Origin of the sequence: Kutzneria kofuensis, from assembly GCF_014203355.1 — a bacterium.
GTDB classification, from domain to species: Bacteria; Actinomycetota; Actinomycetes; order Mycobacteriales; family Pseudonocardiaceae; genus Kutzneria; species Kutzneria kofuensis.
In genome coordinates, this window is sequence record NZ_JACHIR010000003.1 from 252923 (window position 1) to 268633 (window position 15711).

Annotated in this window: 14 protein-coding genes; 12 read left to right on the plus strand and 2 right to left on the minus strand. The window is 70.8% G+C overall.

All coding sequences use genetic code 11. The features are described 5' to 3' along the window. Positions 1-273: 273 nt before the first annotated feature. The 12 genes from BJ998_RS43380 (at position 274) to BJ998_RS43435 (ending at position 11351) form a co-directional block, all read left to right on the plus strand. Positions 274-987: a hypothetical protein gene (locus tag BJ998_RS43380; RefSeq protein ID WP_184869996.1), complete on the plus strand. Its 714-nt coding sequence runs from the start codon at positions 274-276 to the stop codon at positions 985-987. Beyond that, positions 975-1355 carry a hypothetical protein gene (locus BJ998_RS43385; protein WP_184869997.1) on the plus strand — a complete coding sequence of 127 codons (381 nt, stop codon included), beginning with the start codon at positions 975-977 and terminating at the stop codon, positions 1353-1355. Before BJ998_RS43380 ends, BJ998_RS43385 begins: the two co-directional genes overlap by 13 nt. Beyond that, positions 1318-3753, plus strand: coding sequence for a beta-glucosidase family protein (locus BJ998_RS43390; RefSeq protein WP_184869998.1), 2436 nt, complete (start codon positions 1318-1320; stop codon positions 3751-3753). The genes BJ998_RS43385 and BJ998_RS43390 overlap by 38 nt, the downstream gene beginning before the upstream one ends. Before the next feature lie 28 nt (positions 3754-3781). After that, the gene (locus tag BJ998_RS43395) at positions 3782-4153 is read left to right on the plus strand and encodes a cold-shock protein (RefSeq protein ID WP_184869999.1); all 372 of its coding nucleotides are present in this window, start codon (positions 3782-3784) and stop codon (positions 4151-4153) included. A gap of 134 nt (positions 4154-4287) precedes the next feature. Further along, entirely contained in the window at positions 4288-5487 is a 1200-nt protein-coding gene (locus tag BJ998_RS43400; protein WP_312890665.1) for a cytochrome P450, read from the plus strand. A 456-nt stretch (positions 5488-5943) separates the two neighbouring features. Further along, positions 5944-6798 carry a GNAT family N-acetyltransferase gene (locus tag BJ998_RS43405; protein WP_184870000.1) on the plus strand — a complete coding sequence of 285 codons (855 nt, stop codon included), beginning with the start codon at positions 5944-5946 and terminating at the stop codon, positions 6796-6798. Continuing rightward, on the plus strand, positions 6795-7907 hold the full coding sequence (menC, locus tag BJ998_RS43410; RefSeq protein ID WP_184870001.1) for an o-succinylbenzoate synthase: 1113 nt from the start codon (positions 6795-6797) through the stop codon (positions 7905-7907). Before BJ998_RS43405 ends, menC begins: the two co-directional genes overlap by 4 nt. Positions 7908-8057: 150 nt before the next feature. Beyond that, entirely contained in the window at positions 8058-8471 is a 414-nt protein-coding gene (locus BJ998_RS43415; protein ID WP_184870002.1) for a hypothetical protein, read from the plus strand. 317 nt (positions 8472-8788) lie between these two features. Next, positions 8789-9208, plus strand: coding sequence for a helix-turn-helix domain-containing protein (locus BJ998_RS43420; protein WP_184870003.1), 420 nt, complete (start codon positions 8789-8791; stop codon positions 9206-9208). Continuing rightward, the gene (locus BJ998_RS48890) at positions 9205-10008 is read left to right on the plus strand and encodes an alpha/beta fold hydrolase (RefSeq protein WP_312890666.1); all 804 of its coding nucleotides are present in this window, start codon (positions 9205-9207) and stop codon (positions 10006-10008) included. Before BJ998_RS43420 ends, BJ998_RS48890 begins: the two co-directional genes overlap by 4 nt. Next, entirely contained in the window at positions 10001-10363 is a 363-nt protein-coding gene (locus tag BJ998_RS43430; protein ID WP_184870005.1) for a DUF4180 domain-containing protein, read from the plus strand. Before BJ998_RS48890 ends, BJ998_RS43430 begins: the two co-directional genes overlap by 8 nt. A 13-nt stretch (positions 10364-10376) precedes the next feature. Next, the gene (locus tag BJ998_RS43435; RefSeq protein ID WP_184870006.1) at positions 10377-11351 is read left to right on the plus strand and encodes a serine hydrolase domain-containing protein; all 975 of its coding nucleotides are present in this window, start codon (positions 10377-10379) and stop codon (positions 11349-11351) included. Between the two features lie 311 nt (positions 11352-11662). Here the strand turns inward: BJ998_RS43435 and BJ998_RS43440 are convergent, their stop codons facing one another. Beyond that, positions 11663-12361 (minus strand): cytochrome P450 family protein, encoded by a 699-nt coding sequence (locus BJ998_RS43440; protein WP_184870007.1) that lies wholly within the window; start codon positions 12359-12361, stop codon positions 11663-11665. A gap of 8 nt (positions 12362-12369) precedes the next feature. Next, on the minus strand, positions 12370-15711 hold the full coding sequence (locus tag BJ998_RS43445; RefSeq protein ID WP_221339628.1) for a cytochrome P450: 3342 nt from the start codon (positions 15709-15711) through the stop codon (positions 12370-12372).

Genomic DNA, 15711 nt, shown 5'->3' on the forward strand with positions numbered 1-15711 from the left:
CGGTTAGCTTCGTCCACAGTGGACGCACAGCGATCTTGTTCACCGTCGCGGGCCGACGTTGTACTTTACCGGTAGTTGACGGCGAAGTCGCTGTCGGCGTCGTCACAACGGCGTGTCGCGCGTCCCGTGTCAGCTCCTTCCCCTTTCGTGGCAACGGGTTCGGCCACGCGTCGTTCACCCCGATCGGACGAATCGGAGTCCGGTTTTCGGGGAGACCTCCGCCGATCGTGGACCCACACTCGCCGCCACCATTCGAACCGACGGGGAGCGCACATGGCCGAACCGGTGGATCTGCGGGACGAGAAGTTCATCCCGACCAAAGCCGCTCCGGACAGCACGGCCACCAACGAGGCCACCGGCGATCACCACGCGGTGGTTCAGGCCAACACCATCAACGGCGGTGTGGAGCAGCATCACCACGAGCACCAACACCTGCACGCCACCAGCGGTCCGGTCGAGCCGGAGCTGGTCTCCGGCGGCCCGACCCCGGACGAGGTGGCGGCCGCGGGGGAGTTCTTCGTCGAGCGCCACGGGATCGACGAGGCGGAATGGCGGCTGGAACGACGCCAGGTGGTGCTGCTCTCCGGCAACGGCAACGGGTGGTACATCGCCGCGCTCCGGCTGCTCGACAAGAGAAGTCCGAACGGCATCGCCCACCTGAATCCGCCCCGCTCCCTCAAGGAGGAACGCAACCGCAACCTCAAGTCCGGCGTCGGCTACGTGTGGCATGCGCGGCAGCCCTTCGCGGAGTTCGATTTCACCGAGGTGTGTGGGGCCGTCAAGAAAGCCGGCGGGTGGCTCGTGGTGCTGGTGCAGCATCCGGCGGAGGTGCCGTCTGCCTCGACTGGTGGATCGAGTCGCGCACCGGCGTGTGGCGGAAGACCACGGCAGCGATGGTGTACGGGCTGCCGTACGGACTCAGATCGCCGACGGAGTCCCTGGCTCACCTGGAGCGGATCGGCCGCACCGGGAGCGTGCAGCAACTGAACGCGGTCGTGTGGGCCGTGTGCCGGCTGTTCCGCCGCCCCGCCAACCAGATCACGGTGCTCCAGGCGATGTGCCGATGGGTGTACGTGGCGGACCGGACGGAGGGCCTGCGGACGATCCCGCTGTCCGTGGGCTTGCAGTTGGTCGGGATCGAGCCCGATCCGGACTTCGACTTTCCGCCGGCGGAGGCTGACCGGCCGACCGTGCGCCGACTGACGGTCGCGTTGTTCTGGCATGTGCTGCGGGACGAGGGCAGGATTCGACGGTTGTTCCGGCTCGTGCGGCTGCTGGACGGCCGGCCGTGGTGGACGGTCGTGGCAGGGTGGGCGCATGGATCTCGACGAGCTGATCAAGCGGCTGGATCTTGACACGAAGGCCGCCCTGCTGGCGGGGCAGGACCGGTGGTCGCTGCCGGCGGTGCCGGCGATCGGGCTGGCCTCGCTGGTGATGTCGGACGGGCCGATCGGGGTGCGGGGGACGAGGCAGACGCCGGACGACCCGTCGGTGGCGCTGCCGAGCCCGACGGCGCTGGCGGCGTGTTGGGATCCGGAGCTGGCGCGGAGCGTGGGAAGGCTGCTGGCGCAGGAGGCCCGCCGCAAGGGAGTGCACGTGTTGCTGGCGCCGACGGTGAACCTGCACCGGACGCCGCTGGGCGGCCGGCATTTCGAGTGCTACTCGGAGGATCCGCTGCTGACGGGCCTGGTGGGGGCGGGTTACGTGCGGGGCGTGCAGGACGGCGGCGTGGCGACGACGGTGAAGCACTTCGTGGCCAACGACTCGGAGACGCAGCGGTACACAGTGGATGTCCGGGCCGACGACCGCACGCTGCGGGAGCTGTACCTGGCGCCGTTCGAGATCATCGTGAAGCAGGCGCGGCCCTGGGGCGTGATGGCGGCGTACAACTCGGTCAACGGCGCGACGATGACCGAGCACGGCCCGCTGCAGAACGGAATCCTGCGCGACGAATGGGGATTCGACGGGTTCATCGTCTCGGACTGGACGGCTACCCGGCACACCGAACGCGCCGCGCTGGGCGGGCTGGACGTGGCGATGCCGGGCCCGATCACGCCGTTCGGCCCGGATCTGGCGCAGGCGGTCCGTGACGGCCGAGTGCCGGAGGAGGCCGTCGACGCGATGGTGCGGCGAGTGCTGCTGCTGGCGGCGCGGGTGGGAATTCTGGACGGCTTCGAGCCGGCAGTGGCAACGCTGCCGGAGCCGATCGCCGGTGACGGCCTGGCCTGCGAGGTGGCGGCGCGGTCGTTCGTGTTGCTGCACAACAGGGCGGATCTGCTCCCACTGGACGCAACGAAGGCGGCCAAGGTGGCGGTCCTCGGCGGCGCGGCGAAGGACGCCCGGATCCTCGGCGGCGGCAGCGCGGTGGTGTTCCCGGCCGAGGTGATCTCGCCGCTGGACGGCCTGCGGCAGGCGTTCCCGGACGTGACGTACGAACTCGGCGCGGACCCGCGCACGCAGCTGCCTCCGTTGGGAGACAACGCAGATCTCCGCTGGATCGCGCTCGACGGCAACGGTGTCGAGGTGGCGACCGGGCCGCTGGAGCGCGGCGAGATCCGCTGGATCGGCGAGGCGCCGCAAGGCGTCGACCCGAAGCGGGTGCGGTCGGTGGAGATCGCCGGCACGTTCACGCCGGTCGAGACGGGCAAGCAGACGTTCGGCTTCATCGGCCTCGGCCAGGTCCGGCTCACCGTCGGCGACACGGTCCTGTTCGAGGACTCGAACATGCCGGCGGGCGACGACCCGTTCACGGCGATCCTGAACCCCCAGGAACACCGGTTCGACATCGACCTGCCGGCGGGGGAACCGGTCCAGGTGAGTTTCCGGCTCACGCCGCTGGGGTTGGAACGCGGCATCAACAAGTACGTCTGGATCGCCCTCACGCTGGGCCACAGCGGCCCCGAGGCGGACCCGGAGCGGCGCATCGAGCGGGCGGTCGCTGTCGCGCGGGACGCCGATGTGGCGGTGGTCGTGGTCGGCACGACGGACCAGAGCGAGAGCGAGGGCTTCGACCGCACGACGCTGGCGCTGCCCGGCCCGCAGGACGAGTTGGTACGGCGCGTGGCGGCGGCGAATCCGCGCACGATCGTGGTGGTGAACGCCGGTTCGCCGGTGGAGATGCCGTGGGCGGACGACGTGGCGGCGGTGCTGCTGACGTGGTTCCCGGGCCAGGCGGCCGGCGCCGCGCTGGCGGACGTGCTCCGGGGCGTGCGGGAGCCGGGCGGCCGGCTGCCGACGACGTGGCCGAAGCGGACCGAGGACGCTCCCGTGCTGAACGTGACGCCGACCGACGGCGCGCTCCGCTACGACGAGGGCGTGTTCATCGGCTACCGGGCCTGGCAGCGCGGCGACGTGGAACCGGCGTACTGGTTCGGCCACGGAATCGGCTACACGGACTGGGAGTACGAATCCGCCGAATTCGCGCCGGCCGACGACGAGCACATTCTCGGCACCGCGACCATTGTCGTTCGGAATGCCGGTGCGCGGGCGGGACGGGAGGTCGTGCAGGCCTATCTGGCGCCGGCGGAGGCCGATTCCGAGCGGCCGGCGCGCTGGCTGGCCGGCTTCGCGTCGGTGACCGCCGAGCCGGGGCGGCGGGCCACCGCGGTGATCACGGTGCCGCGCCGGTCGGCGCAGGTGTGGCGGGACGGCGGCTGGCGCGACGCGGCCGGCGGGCACGTGCTGGAGGTCGGACGCTCGGTGGCCGACCGGCGACTCACCGTCGATCTCCGGAACGGTACAGTCGCCGGTTGACGGTTGATCGAGGCGAGAGTTGGTGGGTGTGGCGACAGGGCGGGTGCTGCGGTTCGACGACGTGCGGGGCTTCGGGTTCATCGCGCCGGATTCCGGCAGCGAGGACGTTTTTGTGCACGCGAACGACCTCAGCGAGGACAAGTCGGTGTTCAAGCCGGGCACCACGGTCGAATTCCAGATCGAGGAGGGCGACCGGGGCCTGAAGGCCGTCGACGTGCGGCGGACCGGGCGGTCGGCAGGCCGGGGCGGCTCCGGCGGCTCGAGCGGCTCGACGTCCGGGTTCGGCGCGGAGTTGACGGAGGCGCTGCTCGTCGAGGTCCCGGACCTGACCGGCGCGCAGATCCTGCGCATCCGCCAGACGGTGGCGGACGTGGCGCGGGCCCGCGGCATCTCGCTGTAGCGGACGCGGGCGGCGGCCACGGCCGCCCGCCTCCCGGCCGATCGGGCACACTTCGCCCCCCATTGAGTAAACGGTGCTAACTTCCCGATAGACTCCTGGGTGGTTAACGGCGTTTAACTACTGAGGGGAATATTGTGACCACCGGTGAACTGACGGCGTGCCCGTACCCGTTTCCCGAGGCGCCGGCCCTGGAGCTCGCGCCGGAATACGGGGAGTTCCGCCGCGCGTCCGGGCTGGCGCGGCTGGAGATGCCCTACGGCGGCCAGGCCTGGCTGGCGACCCGGCTGACCGACGTCAAGCTGGTGCTGGCCGACCCGCGGTTCAGCCGGGCGGCGGCGCTGGGTCGGGACATCCCGCGGACCATGCCCATGATCGAGTCGACGACAAACATCCTGGCCATGGACCCGCCCGAGCACAGCCGGGTGCGCCGCGTGGTGGCCAAGGCGTTCACCGCGCGCAACGTCGAACGGCTGCGGCCACGGGTGGCCGCGATCATCGACGACCTGCTGCGGCGGATGACCGACGGCAGGACGAGCGCGGACCTCGTCGCCGAGCTCGCGCTGCCGATGTCGGTCACCACCATCAGCGAGCTGCTCGGCGTGCCCGAGGACCAGCGGGACGAGTTCCACGAGTGGTCGACCACGGCCAGTGCGATCTCGGGCGCGAGCATCGACGAGATCGTCGCGGCCACCACCGCGCTGCGGGAGTTCCTGGCCGGACTGGCCGCCGAGCGCGCGAAGCGGCCGGCCGACGACCTCATCAGCACCCTGGTGACCGCCCGTGACGAGGACGGCCGGCTGACCGAGGAGGAAATGGTCTCCCTCGGTACGACGATCCTGTCGGCCGGCCACGAGACCACGGCCAACCAGCTCTCCGGCCACGTCTTCACGCTGCTGACCCAGCGCGAGTTGTGGCAGCGCCTGGTCGACGATCCCGACCTGGTTCCGTCGGCGGTCGAGGAGCTGCTGCGCCTGACGCCGCTGGGTGTCGTGACGTTCGCCCGCATCGCCAAGGAGGACGTCGAGGTCGGCGGCACGCTGGTGCGCGCGGGCGAGAGCGTCGTCATGCAGATCGCCGCGGCCAACCGGGACGAGGAGGTCTTCCGGCACGGTGACGAGCTGGACTTCGACCGCGAAGCCAACCCGCACATCGCGTTCGGTCACGGCGCGCACCACTGCCTCGGCGCGCCGCTGGCGCGGCTGGAACTCAACACCGCGCTGACGGAGCTGGTGCGCCGGCTGCCCCGGCTGCGGCTGGCGGTGCCGCCGAGCGAAGTCGTGTTCAAGAAGGGCGGCCTGCTGCGGGGCCCGGAGTCGCTGCCCGTCGCCTGGTGAACGCGAAACACGGCGCCGTCCACACTGGGACGGCGCCGTGTCTCGTTCCGCATCGGTCGATGTTCCGACCGACTAGTGACGAGGGGCACCTCCGACGAGCTTGGCCAAACGATCGAACAAGCGGGCCGCCCGGGTGGCGGGCCGGGTCGGGCGGCACACGGGCTCGTACGTCCCGCAGTGCAACCGCTCCGCGCCGGTGCTGGTGGTCGCGACCACGGTCGCGTGGCCACAGCCCGGGCACGGGGCGAGAGTGCCATCCGGATCGGGAATGCCTAATACACTCACCAGGCGGCCTCCAGGACCAGTCTGTCCATGCCCCCAGTGTCCCATCCCGGCCGTGGCGGCGGGCGTGGATCCCGCTCCCGGGCGCGTCGCCGGTCCGTGATCAACGCCGGATCTCCCGGTCGGGCCCGACGGTCACTGCTCGGTCCGCGTTTTCTGTGCTAGGCATGACGGATGATCGAGGCGGCGACGGAAGTCCACGAGGCGGCGCGCCGGCGCGCCGAGTCCGCGGCCGAGCTTGCCGGCGTGACCGTGCGGATGCCGCACGAGTTACCCGAGCTGGAGCAGATCGCCGCTCTGTGCAACAAGGTGTGGCGGCCGGATCCGACGATGCCCGTGGTGACCGTGGAGTGGCTGCGCGTGCTCGCCCACGTCGACAACTATGTGGCGGCGGCGTATCGCGGCGAGCAGATGGTCGGCGCAACGGTGGCGTTCTTCGGCCCGCCGAACACCCGCAGCCTGCACTCGCACGTGACCGGCGTGCTGCCGGACGGCCAGATCCGCGGTGTCGGGTTCGCGCTCAAGACGCACCAGCGCGCATGGGCGCTGGACATCGGCGTCCGCACGATCGGCTGGACGTTCGATCCGCTGGTGTCCCGCAACGCGCACTTCAACCTGGCCAAGCTGGGCGCGCGCGGCCGCGTGTACCTGGAGTCCTTCTACGGCGACATGCCGGACGAGCTGAACGCCGGCGACGAGAGCGACCGCCTGCTGGTGGAATGGGATCTCGCCGATCCGACGGTGGCGCGGGCACTGGACGGGAATCCGGCCGAGCGCGCGCCGGAAGCCTTGGTGGCGCTGGACATCGCCGGCGACGAGCGGCCGGTGCCGGGCGAGATCAAGGGCCGCTACGTGGAAGTCCGCATCCCGTCGGACATCTACGCCGTCCGCAAGGCGCGGCCGGAGACGGCGCTGCGCTGGCGGCTCGCGGTGCGGGACGTGCTCGGCGGCCTGCTCGCCGACGGCGCCGTGATCACGGGATTCAGCCGTGAGGGTGGGTATCTGCTGGACCGCGGGGAGGACGCGTGAAGATCGAGGGCCTTGAGCTGCGCTGGGCGTCGCTGCCGCTGGTGGGCACGTTCCGGACGTCGTTCGGCAGCGAGGACCGCCGGGACCTGTTGCTGCTGCGGCTGGTCACCGATCAGGCCGAGGGCTGGTCGGAGTGCGTGGCGATGGCGGCGCCGGTGTATTCGCCGGAATACGTGGACGCGGCGGCCCATGTGATCGAGCACGTGCTGTTCCCGGAGGTGGCCGCACTGTCCGATCCGGACGTTCACGCGGTTTCCCGTGCCATGCAACGGTTCCACGGGCACCAGATGGCGAAAGCCGCGCTGGAAACGGCTTTCCTGGACGCGGAGCTGCGCTCGCTCGACCTGTCGCTGGCCCGCTATCTCGGCGGGGCTGTGGATCGGGTCGCCTCCGGGGTGTCGGTCGGCATCATGGACACGATCCCGCAGCTGCTCGACGCCGTGGCCGGCTATCTCGACCAGGGCTACGTGCGGATCAAGCTGAAGATCGAGCCCGGCTGGGACGTGGAGCCGGTGCGCGCGGTGCGGGAGCGGTTCGGCGACGCCATCCCGCTGCAGGTCGACGCCAACACCGCCTACACCGTCGGCGACGCCCGGCAGCTGGCCAAGCTGGACGACTTCGACCTGCTGCTGATCGAGCAGCCGCTGCCCGAGGACGACCTGCTCGGCCATGCCCAGCTGGCCCGGCAGGTGCGCACCCCGATCTGCCTGGACGAGTCGATCACCTCGGCCAAGGTCGCGGCCGACGCGATCAGCCTCGGCGCGTGCTCGATCGTCAACATCAAGCCCGGCCGGGTCGGCGGCTACCTGGAGTCCCGCCGGGTGCACGACGTCTGCCGGGCCCACGGGGTGCCCGTGTGGTGCGGCGGCATGCTGGAGACCGGCATCGGGCGGGCGGCCAACCTGGCGCTGGCCTCGCTGCCCGGGTTCACCCTGCCGGGCGACACCTCGGCGTCCGACCGGTACTACCACCGGGACGTGACCGAGCCCTTCACGCTGGAGAACGGGCACGTCCGCGTGCCGACCGGCCCGGGAATCGGTGTCACGCCCGTACCGGAGATTCTGCACGAACTGACGACGGACACCCGCTGGCTGCCGGCAAACGGGTGACGAAAAGGAATTGATTGTTCTAGACCTCCGGTGAGCTGGCCGATTCATAAATGTATACGTGGGTGTGTGCTGGGTCTCTCCGCCTTGCGCCACTGAATCGAGTCTGCTCGAATAATGAGGTACAGTCGCCTTGTCACTGGGGGCAAGAAAATGCAGTACCTTCGCCGGGCCGGCGTTCTCGCCGCGTCCGCCGCCGCCGTCATCGCCCTCTCCGCCGGGGCAGCGCACGCCAACCCGCCGTCGCTGTCGGACGTCGTCACGGACGCCACCCTGTCCACGACGACTTTCGTTCCGGGCCAGCAGGTCCACGCGACCTGGAAGTTCAACACCGCGTACGCGCCACAGGTGACCGCCGTCCAACTGTGGCTCGCCCACTCCACGGGGATGGGCCACGCGCCCAACACGCTCATCACCGCGAGCGTCGATCCGAAATCCGGGGAAGCCGACTTCACGGTGCCGAACGTGACGCCGAGCAAGCCCGGCAACATCTGGATTTTCGACGTCATCTGGGACGACAACGGCCGCCAGACCGAGTTGTCGCTGACGAACGTCACCGTGGCGTGAGATGACCGGGTCGGCGTAGCCGCCGCGCCCGCCCGGTCACGACATTCTTCCCCTTTTTCGTCGGCCGCGTTAGTTCAGGCGATTTACTTTGCCCGAGCGGTCGGCGCCAATAGCCGAATACGACAGCGAGGCCGCGGGGCACACGCCCCCCGCGGCCTCGCTGCTGTGCGGGCGGCCTTTTCGGCGCCTCATGGGCGCGCCTCCGCGCCCGCGCCGCGGCCCGAGATCGCACTCGGCCTGCTGCGGACACTACCTTATCCTTCCCTATCCGTCCCTATTTGATTGCAGATGGGGAAGGATGAGGTATTCTGCCCCACGTGTCCCAGGAGATGTACTCGGTCGAGCAGGTCGCGGACCTGCTGGGCCTGCACGTGCGCACCGTCCGCAACTACGTGCGGGAGGGGCGGCTCAAGGCCGTGCGGATCGGCAAGCAGTACCGGATCGCCCGCGACGACCTCGACGCCTTCACCGGCGCCGAGTCCAAGGTCCGGCGCACCCGGCACGTCGAGGTGTCGAGCATCGTCGAGATCGACGCGATCAGCCGGGAGGACGCCGGCCGGATCGCGATGGGCGCGGTGGGGGCCGCCAACACGCGCGGCTACCAGGAGCGGCCGCTGCGGATCGAGACGGCCTACGACGAGGTCCGCGGCCGGCTGAAGCTCATCGTCCTGGGGGACCTGACCACCACCGCGGAGCTGCTGCGGTGGGTCGCACTGCTCGCGGAGGGGGAGACGTGACCGCCACGATCTACAAGACCGAGGCCGGGGGCCACCGGATTCGTCGCCAGTACGAGGAGTGGCTGGCGCACTGGCCGGTCCCGGCCGACCGCCGCACGCTGCCGACCCGGCACGGCGACACCTTCGTCATGGTGTCGGGAACGGAGACCGGCCCACCGGTGCTGTTGCTGCACGGCTCGGGCGGCAACACGCTGACCTGGATGTCGACGGTGGGCCGGCTGGCGGACCGGTTCCGGCTGTACGCCGTGGACGTCATCGGCGAGCCGGGCCTGAGCGCCCCGTCGCGACCGCCCTTGGGCTCTCCGGCCTACGGCGAGTGGCTGGACGACGTGCTGGCGGGGCTGGGGCTGACCGAGGTACAGGTCGTCGCCACGTCGCTGGGCGCGTGGTTCGCGATCGACTACGCCACGCGCCGGCCGGGACGGATCTCCCGCATGGTGCTGACGGTGCCCGGCGGTATCGGACGGCAGCGGTTCGGCAAGATGGCGGCGTTCTTCCTCGGCCGGCTGCTCGGGCGCAAGCAGCCGGAGCCCACGTCGCCGGGGGAGAAGTACGTGCGCATGGTGTTCCAGCACTTCCGGCCGCGGCTGATCATGCCCCTGTTCCCGACGGCCAGGCTGCGGCTGCTGACGATGCCGCTGCTGGTGATCGTCGGCGACCAGGACGAGCTGCTCGACTCGCGGGCCACCCGGCGGCGGCTGGCCGCCGCCGCGCCGCACGCCACCGTGGTGACGCTGTCGGGCGCGGGACACATGCTGCCGGACCAGGCCGAGCGGATCGGAGGGTTCCTCCATGACTGACGGCCTGATCGACATCGACGGGACGAAGGTGTACGTGCTGGCGCCGGACGGCCCGAAGGTGTCGACCGAGCAGGACGCGGTCGACATCATCGGGCAGCTCTGGGGGCAGTCCGTGACGCTGGTGTCGATCCCGGTGGAGCGGTTCGCGGACGGCGTGTTCGACCTGCGGACCACCCTGCTGGGGCACTTCACGCAGAAGTTCATCGGCTACGGCCGCACCCTCGCCGTGGTCGGTGACCTCGGCGAACACCTCGCGGCCAGCGAGCCGCTGCGGGCGTATGTGCGGGAGTCCAACCGGGGCAGGCACATCTGGTTCGTGGACGACATGAACCAGCTGGCGGCCCGGCTCGGCTGACTATCCTGGCCCGATGGACGAACTGGGGGCCGAGATCGACCGGGTCGCGGCGGCGACGTCGTTCTCGGGCGTGGTGCGGCTGGATGAGGCCGGCACGACGGTGTTCGAGCGCGCGTACGGCCTGGCGCATCGCGGGCTGGGCGTTCCGAACACTGTGGACACCCGGTTCGCGATCGCCAGCGGCACCAAGCCGTTGACGGCGCTGACGGTCATGAGCCTGGTCGAGGACGGCACCCTCGACCTGTCGACGACGGCACGGTCCGTGCTGGGCGCGGACCTGCCGTTGATCGACGACGCCGTGACGGTCGAGCAGCTGCTGGCTCACCGTTCCGGCATCGGCGACTACTACGACGAGCACAGCGACCCGTCACTGCCGTTGCCGGCCCAGGACCTGGAGACGACCGAGCAGTACGTGCCCGTCCTCGACGGCCATCCGATGAAGTTCCCGCCCGGCACGGACTTCCGCTACAACAACGGCGCCTTCGTGGTGCTGGCCCTCATCGCGGAGCGGACCAGCGGCGTGCCGTTCCACGACCTGGTGGCGCGACGGGTGTGCGCACCGGCCGGCATGGCCGACACCGCGTTCCTGCGCACCGACGAGCCGGACCGCCGGACGGCGCTCGGCTACCTCGACCGGGATGGCTTGCGCACCAACGTGTTCCAGCTTCCAGTGCGCGGCAACGGCGACGGCGGCATCTACACCACCGCAGCCGACTTCCACGCGCTGTGGCGGGCCTTCTTCACCGGCCGCATCGTGTCGGCGAAGTGGGTGGACGAGATGGTTCGGCCCCGCAGCGTCCACACGGAATCGGCGCGCCGCTACGGTCTCGGGTTCTGGCTGCACGAGTCGTCCGATGTGGTGCTCGTGGAGGGCTATGACCCGGGCGTGTCGTTCCGGTCGGTGTGCGATCCGTCCGGCGCGTTCGTCCGGACTGTGGTGGGCAATACCGCCTCCGGTGCGTGGCCGGTCGCGCGCCTGTTCGGTTGACACCGTTGGAGGTGTCGGCGGCCCCCGGGCGCTGGCTGACATTGCGAGTGGGCGCCGGCACGGTGGAGTTGACGGAACCCGGCGAATCCCGCACTCGGGCAAGCATGGTGTGGGTCGGGGGCGGTGTCGGGTCGGCGGCTCCGGGTGGCGCGAGTCCCGCTCTCGGGCACCGCGCCGAGTCCCGCCCTCGGGCATTTTTCAGCGTGGTTGCGTGGATGGGTGGGCCCGAGGACGGGACTCGCCAGCCCGAGAGCGGGACTCGCGTTCTCGCCGGCCTGGCGATATCCGCTCACGGTGTCGGGGGCATCTGTTCACCGGGACTGCGGCGCCGGACCGACCTGGCCCGCATTGACCGGCACGGTCGCGTAGCCGTTGATGACCACGTCGTCGAGGCGGGTCGGCTCGCCGCTCAGCGCCAGGTTCGGGAACCGTTGGCGCAGCTTGGTGATCGCGGCCCCGACCAGCTCCTCGTGATCGCCGAGCGTGAGGTGGCCGGTGGTGTTGCGGCCGAGATCGAGCTCGTCGGGCCGGTCGAACATCACCGGGTCGCGGTTGGCCGAGCCGACCAGCACGGCGATCGTCTCGCCGGCCTCGATGTCGACGCCGGCCAGGCTGATCGTCTCGTGCGCGGTGCGCAGCGCCATGCCGTAGGGGCCGTCGTGCCGGGAGAGCTCGGCCACGTTCACCCCGACCTGCTCGGGATGCCGGAGCAGGTCGACCACGCCGTTGGCGATCAGGTGCGCGACCGCGTTGTCGCCGGCGACGGGCCGGGCGAAGTCCGCCAGCAGGTCGAAGTCGCCGTCCAGCCGGGCCAGGACGGCGTCGACGTCACCCGGCACCGGCACCGCCGGTGACGGCGTGAGGGCGGCAAGAACGTCGGCGTACCGGCTGATCAGCCACACCCGCCGCCCGTCCGGCAACACGGCCTCGCAGATCGGCGCCTGCGACCGCAGCCACCGGTGCATGGTGTGCCGGTCGTGGATGTACTTGTCGTCGAGCATCACGGCCACGCGGCATGCTATCCCTGCGTCGACAACGGAAGGCCGGCCAGGCCACGAAGCGCCGGGTCCGGCCGGAACACGGGCTCCTCGGCCAGCCGCAACCGGGGGAACCGCGCGGCCAGCGCCGGGAACAGCACCTGGCCCTCGATGCGGGCCAGCGCCGCGCCGATGCAGTAGTGCACGCCGGCCCCGAAGGTGAGGTGCCCGGCGGCGTCGGGCCGGCACAGGTCGAGTCGGTCCGGGTCGGGGTAGCGGCCGGGATCGCGGTTGGCCGCGCCGAGCACTGGAAACACCAGCTCACCGGCCTTGATCCGCTTCCCGCCGAGCTCAAGGTCGACGGTCGCCTGCTGCGGCGTGATGATCGGGGCCGGCGTGTCGTAGCGGAGCAGCTCCTCGGCGGCGGTGCGGGCGATGGACGGATCGGTGCGCAGCAGTTCGAACTGGTCGGGGTTGCGCAGCAACGCCAGCACACTGTTGCCGATGTAGTTGGCGGTGGTCTCCAGGCCGGCGTTGATCAGCGAGATCACGTTGGCGACCATTTCGTCCTCGTTCGCCCAGCCGCCGGCGAACCGCTCGTCGACGGTCAGCCCGCGCACGTACGTGGTCAGCTCGTCGGCCGCGGCCATCGCCCGGTACGCCACCGCCGCCGGATCCTCGCCGAACTGGGCCTGACCCAACACGGCCATGATCTCGCGACCCCACCGTGCGACTTGTGGCTGGTCGGCTCGCGGCACGCCGACGAGATCCATCACCACGCGGCCGGGCAACGGGTACGCCACCTCGGACATGAACTCCACCGGCCCCGGCCGGTCGATCTGGGCCAGCATCTCGGCGACGGTCTTCTCGACGTCGGCCCGCAACGCCTCCATCGCCCGGCCGGTGAAGCTGCCGGCCAGCACCCGCCGCATGCGCTCGTGCCGCTCGCGGTTGCTGAACGGCAGGCTGGAGTCGAGCCAGTCGATGAACGGCCGCAGGTCGTCCAGGACGTCCGCGGGCAGCCGGGGCAGCAGCGTCGACGTCGACGGGCGGATCACCGACGGGTCGCGGAGCAGCGCCGACACCTCCGCGTGCCGGGTCAGCACCCAGCCGTCGAGCGCCTCGTCGCGGTACACCGGCGCCAGGTCGCGCAGCAGGTGATAGAAGGGGTAGGGATCCCGCAGGAAGTCCGGGTCCATCGGGTTGAGGTGGATGCTCGACTCGATCCGGGCCTGCTCCGGCGGTCGGGGCGCGGGGATCCGGGTGATGCAGTCGCGGACGGCGGCGGCGAGCGCGGTCAGGTCCGGCGGCGCGAACGCCGTGAAGTGGTTGCCGGGCACGGTGATCACCGACAGGCGGCCGAGGGACACGTGTTCCCAGCCGTTGGCCGGATCGTCCAGGCGCAGCTGGATGTGCCGGTCGTCGAACAGCACCTGTGGGAAGCCGCCCGCGGCCTTGATCAATGTGACGGCAAGATCGGACGGCCCCGGCTCGTAGCGCACGACCGCTTCGAGTTGGGCCTGGTAGACGCGCATGATGGCGGCGATGTGCTCGTCCGCCGGCCCGCTCGCGCCGAGGAACCGGCCCAGCTCGCGGCGCTGCTCGGCGGGGGAGAGCGACTGGTCGACGCGCCGGCGCGGGGCGTCCGCGCCGCGGAAGGCGAGGGTGCGCATCCGCCACAGTTCCTCGATGATGGCCACGTCGTCGGCCGGCGGCTCGGGCTGGCCGGGCTCGGCCAGGTAGGTGTCGATCAGGATCACCTGCGCGACCTCGTCGCCCTGCGCCCGCAGCACGCGGCCGACCTCGTACGCCACAAGGCCGCCGAAGGAGTGCCCGCCGACCAGGTACGGCCCGTGCGGCTGGATCGCCTTGATCTCCTCGACGTGGCGCCGGGCCAGTGCCGACACCTCGTCCAGCGGCTCGTCGACGCCGTCGAAACCGGGGCTCTGCAAGGCATAGAACGTCTGCTGCTGGCCGATCGCCCGCGCCAGCGGCAGCAGGTAGTAGGCCGCGCCGACCGCGCCGCCGACGCAGAAGAACGGCCGGGGCGGCGTCAGCGCCAGCGCCAGGCTCTGCGGTCGGGCGACTTCGGCGCCGTGCTCGTCGAGATGCCGGGCGACAGCGTCCAAAGTGGGCAGTTCGAGCAGCAGCGAATGCGGAATCCGATAGCCGAGCCGCTCCGACAGGTCGGCCAGCACCGTCGCCATCGACAGCGACTCCAGACCCAGCGTCGCGACCGGCGCGTGTGGGTCGACCGGGCGCTTGGTTTCGGCGGAAACGCGCCGTGCCAACCACTCCGTGAGGTCGGTGCCGAAGTGGCGGGCGACGAACTCCTGGGCATAGTCGAGGTTGCACTCGACCAGCTCGAACGCCGGCAGGCTGCCGACGTGATACGTGCGGTGCCGGCCCTGGAGTTCCTCGATCCTGTCGTAGATGCCGTCGGCGAGGTCGGCGCAGCCGAAGCGCGGCATGTACTTCCACCGCCGCTCCTCGAACACCTCGGCGACGTCCGCCGGCCCGTAGGAGTAGCAGGCACACACCTCGCTGTCGGGATACCGGTGGTGGAACGAGACGTCGCCGTACAGCGTGAAGGCGAGCCGCGGCTGGTGCGGCGCGGTGCAGAACGTCGTGCGGTAGTCGTGATAACGGATCCTCGACGCGATGTCCCGTTCGTCCTCGCGGGCGTCCAGCACCGGCAACAGCTGGTCCAGCGGCACCGTCAGCACAAGGTCGTCGAACTGCAGCGTCTCGGCGCCGACGGTCACCAGCACCCGGTTGCCGTGCCGGCGGATCGCGGAGATCGTCACCCCGCAACGGACATCCTTCAGCGAGGCGGCGACGCGGTCCCACACCTGCCCGAAGCCGCCGGCGACGGTGAACGGGCGGGTCAGCCGGTCGCACAGCAGGCCGGTCATCTCGGCGTACTTGACCAGGTACAGAGCCGGCAGATCGCCGCGGAGGCGGCCGTAGCCGGAGGACGTGTAGCCCAACCCGAACGCGTCCTCGAACTCCGGCAGCTCGGTGAGCCACTCCCGCGCCGGCATCGCCAGCGCACGGGCCGAATGCGCCAACCCGGCCGTCGCGATGTCCGGGAACCGCTCGGCGCGCAGCTCCTTGTACCGCTGCCGGCCCTCCTGCGAGAGGAACGGCTGCCGGGTGACCGGCGTGATGTCCTCAGTGGACAGGCCGAGCTCGGTGAGCAGTTCCCGCAGGCGTTTGTACATGCCGGTGCACACGTGGCCGCCGACATCGAACACGTGCCCGTCCAGCGTCACCGAAGCACACTTGCCGCCGACATGTCCGGCCGCTTCCAGCACCGTCACGGCATGCCCGAGCCGCTCCAACTCCCGGGCGACGGTCAGGCCGCTGACTCCCGCCCCCAC

What these genes read in the sequence shown, in the direction of transcription:
- BJ998_RS43435 (WP_184870006.1), top strand. Translation starts at nt 10,377, where the DNA reads ATGGACGAACTGGGGGCCGAGATCGACCGGGTCGCGGCGGCGACGTCG.
- BJ998_RS43430 (WP_184870005.1), top strand. Translation starts at nt 10,001, where the DNA reads ATGACTGACGGCCTGATCGACATCGACGGGACGAAGGTGTACGTGCTG.
- BJ998_RS43380 (WP_184869996.1), top strand. Translation starts at nt 274, where the DNA reads ATGGCCGAACCGGTGGATCTGCGGGACGAGAAGTTCATCCCGACCAAA.
- BJ998_RS43415 (WP_184870002.1), top strand. Translation starts at nt 8,058, where the DNA reads ATGCAGTACCTTCGCCGGGCCGGCGTTCTCGCCGCGTCCGCCGCCGCC.
- BJ998_RS43405 (WP_184870000.1), top strand. Translation starts at nt 5,944, where the DNA reads ATGATCGAGGCGGCGACGGAAGTCCACGAGGCGGCGCGCCGGCGCGCC.
- BJ998_RS43390 (WP_184869998.1), top strand. Translation starts at nt 1,318, where the DNA reads ATGGATCTCGACGAGCTGATCAAGCGGCTGGATCTTGACACGAAGGCC.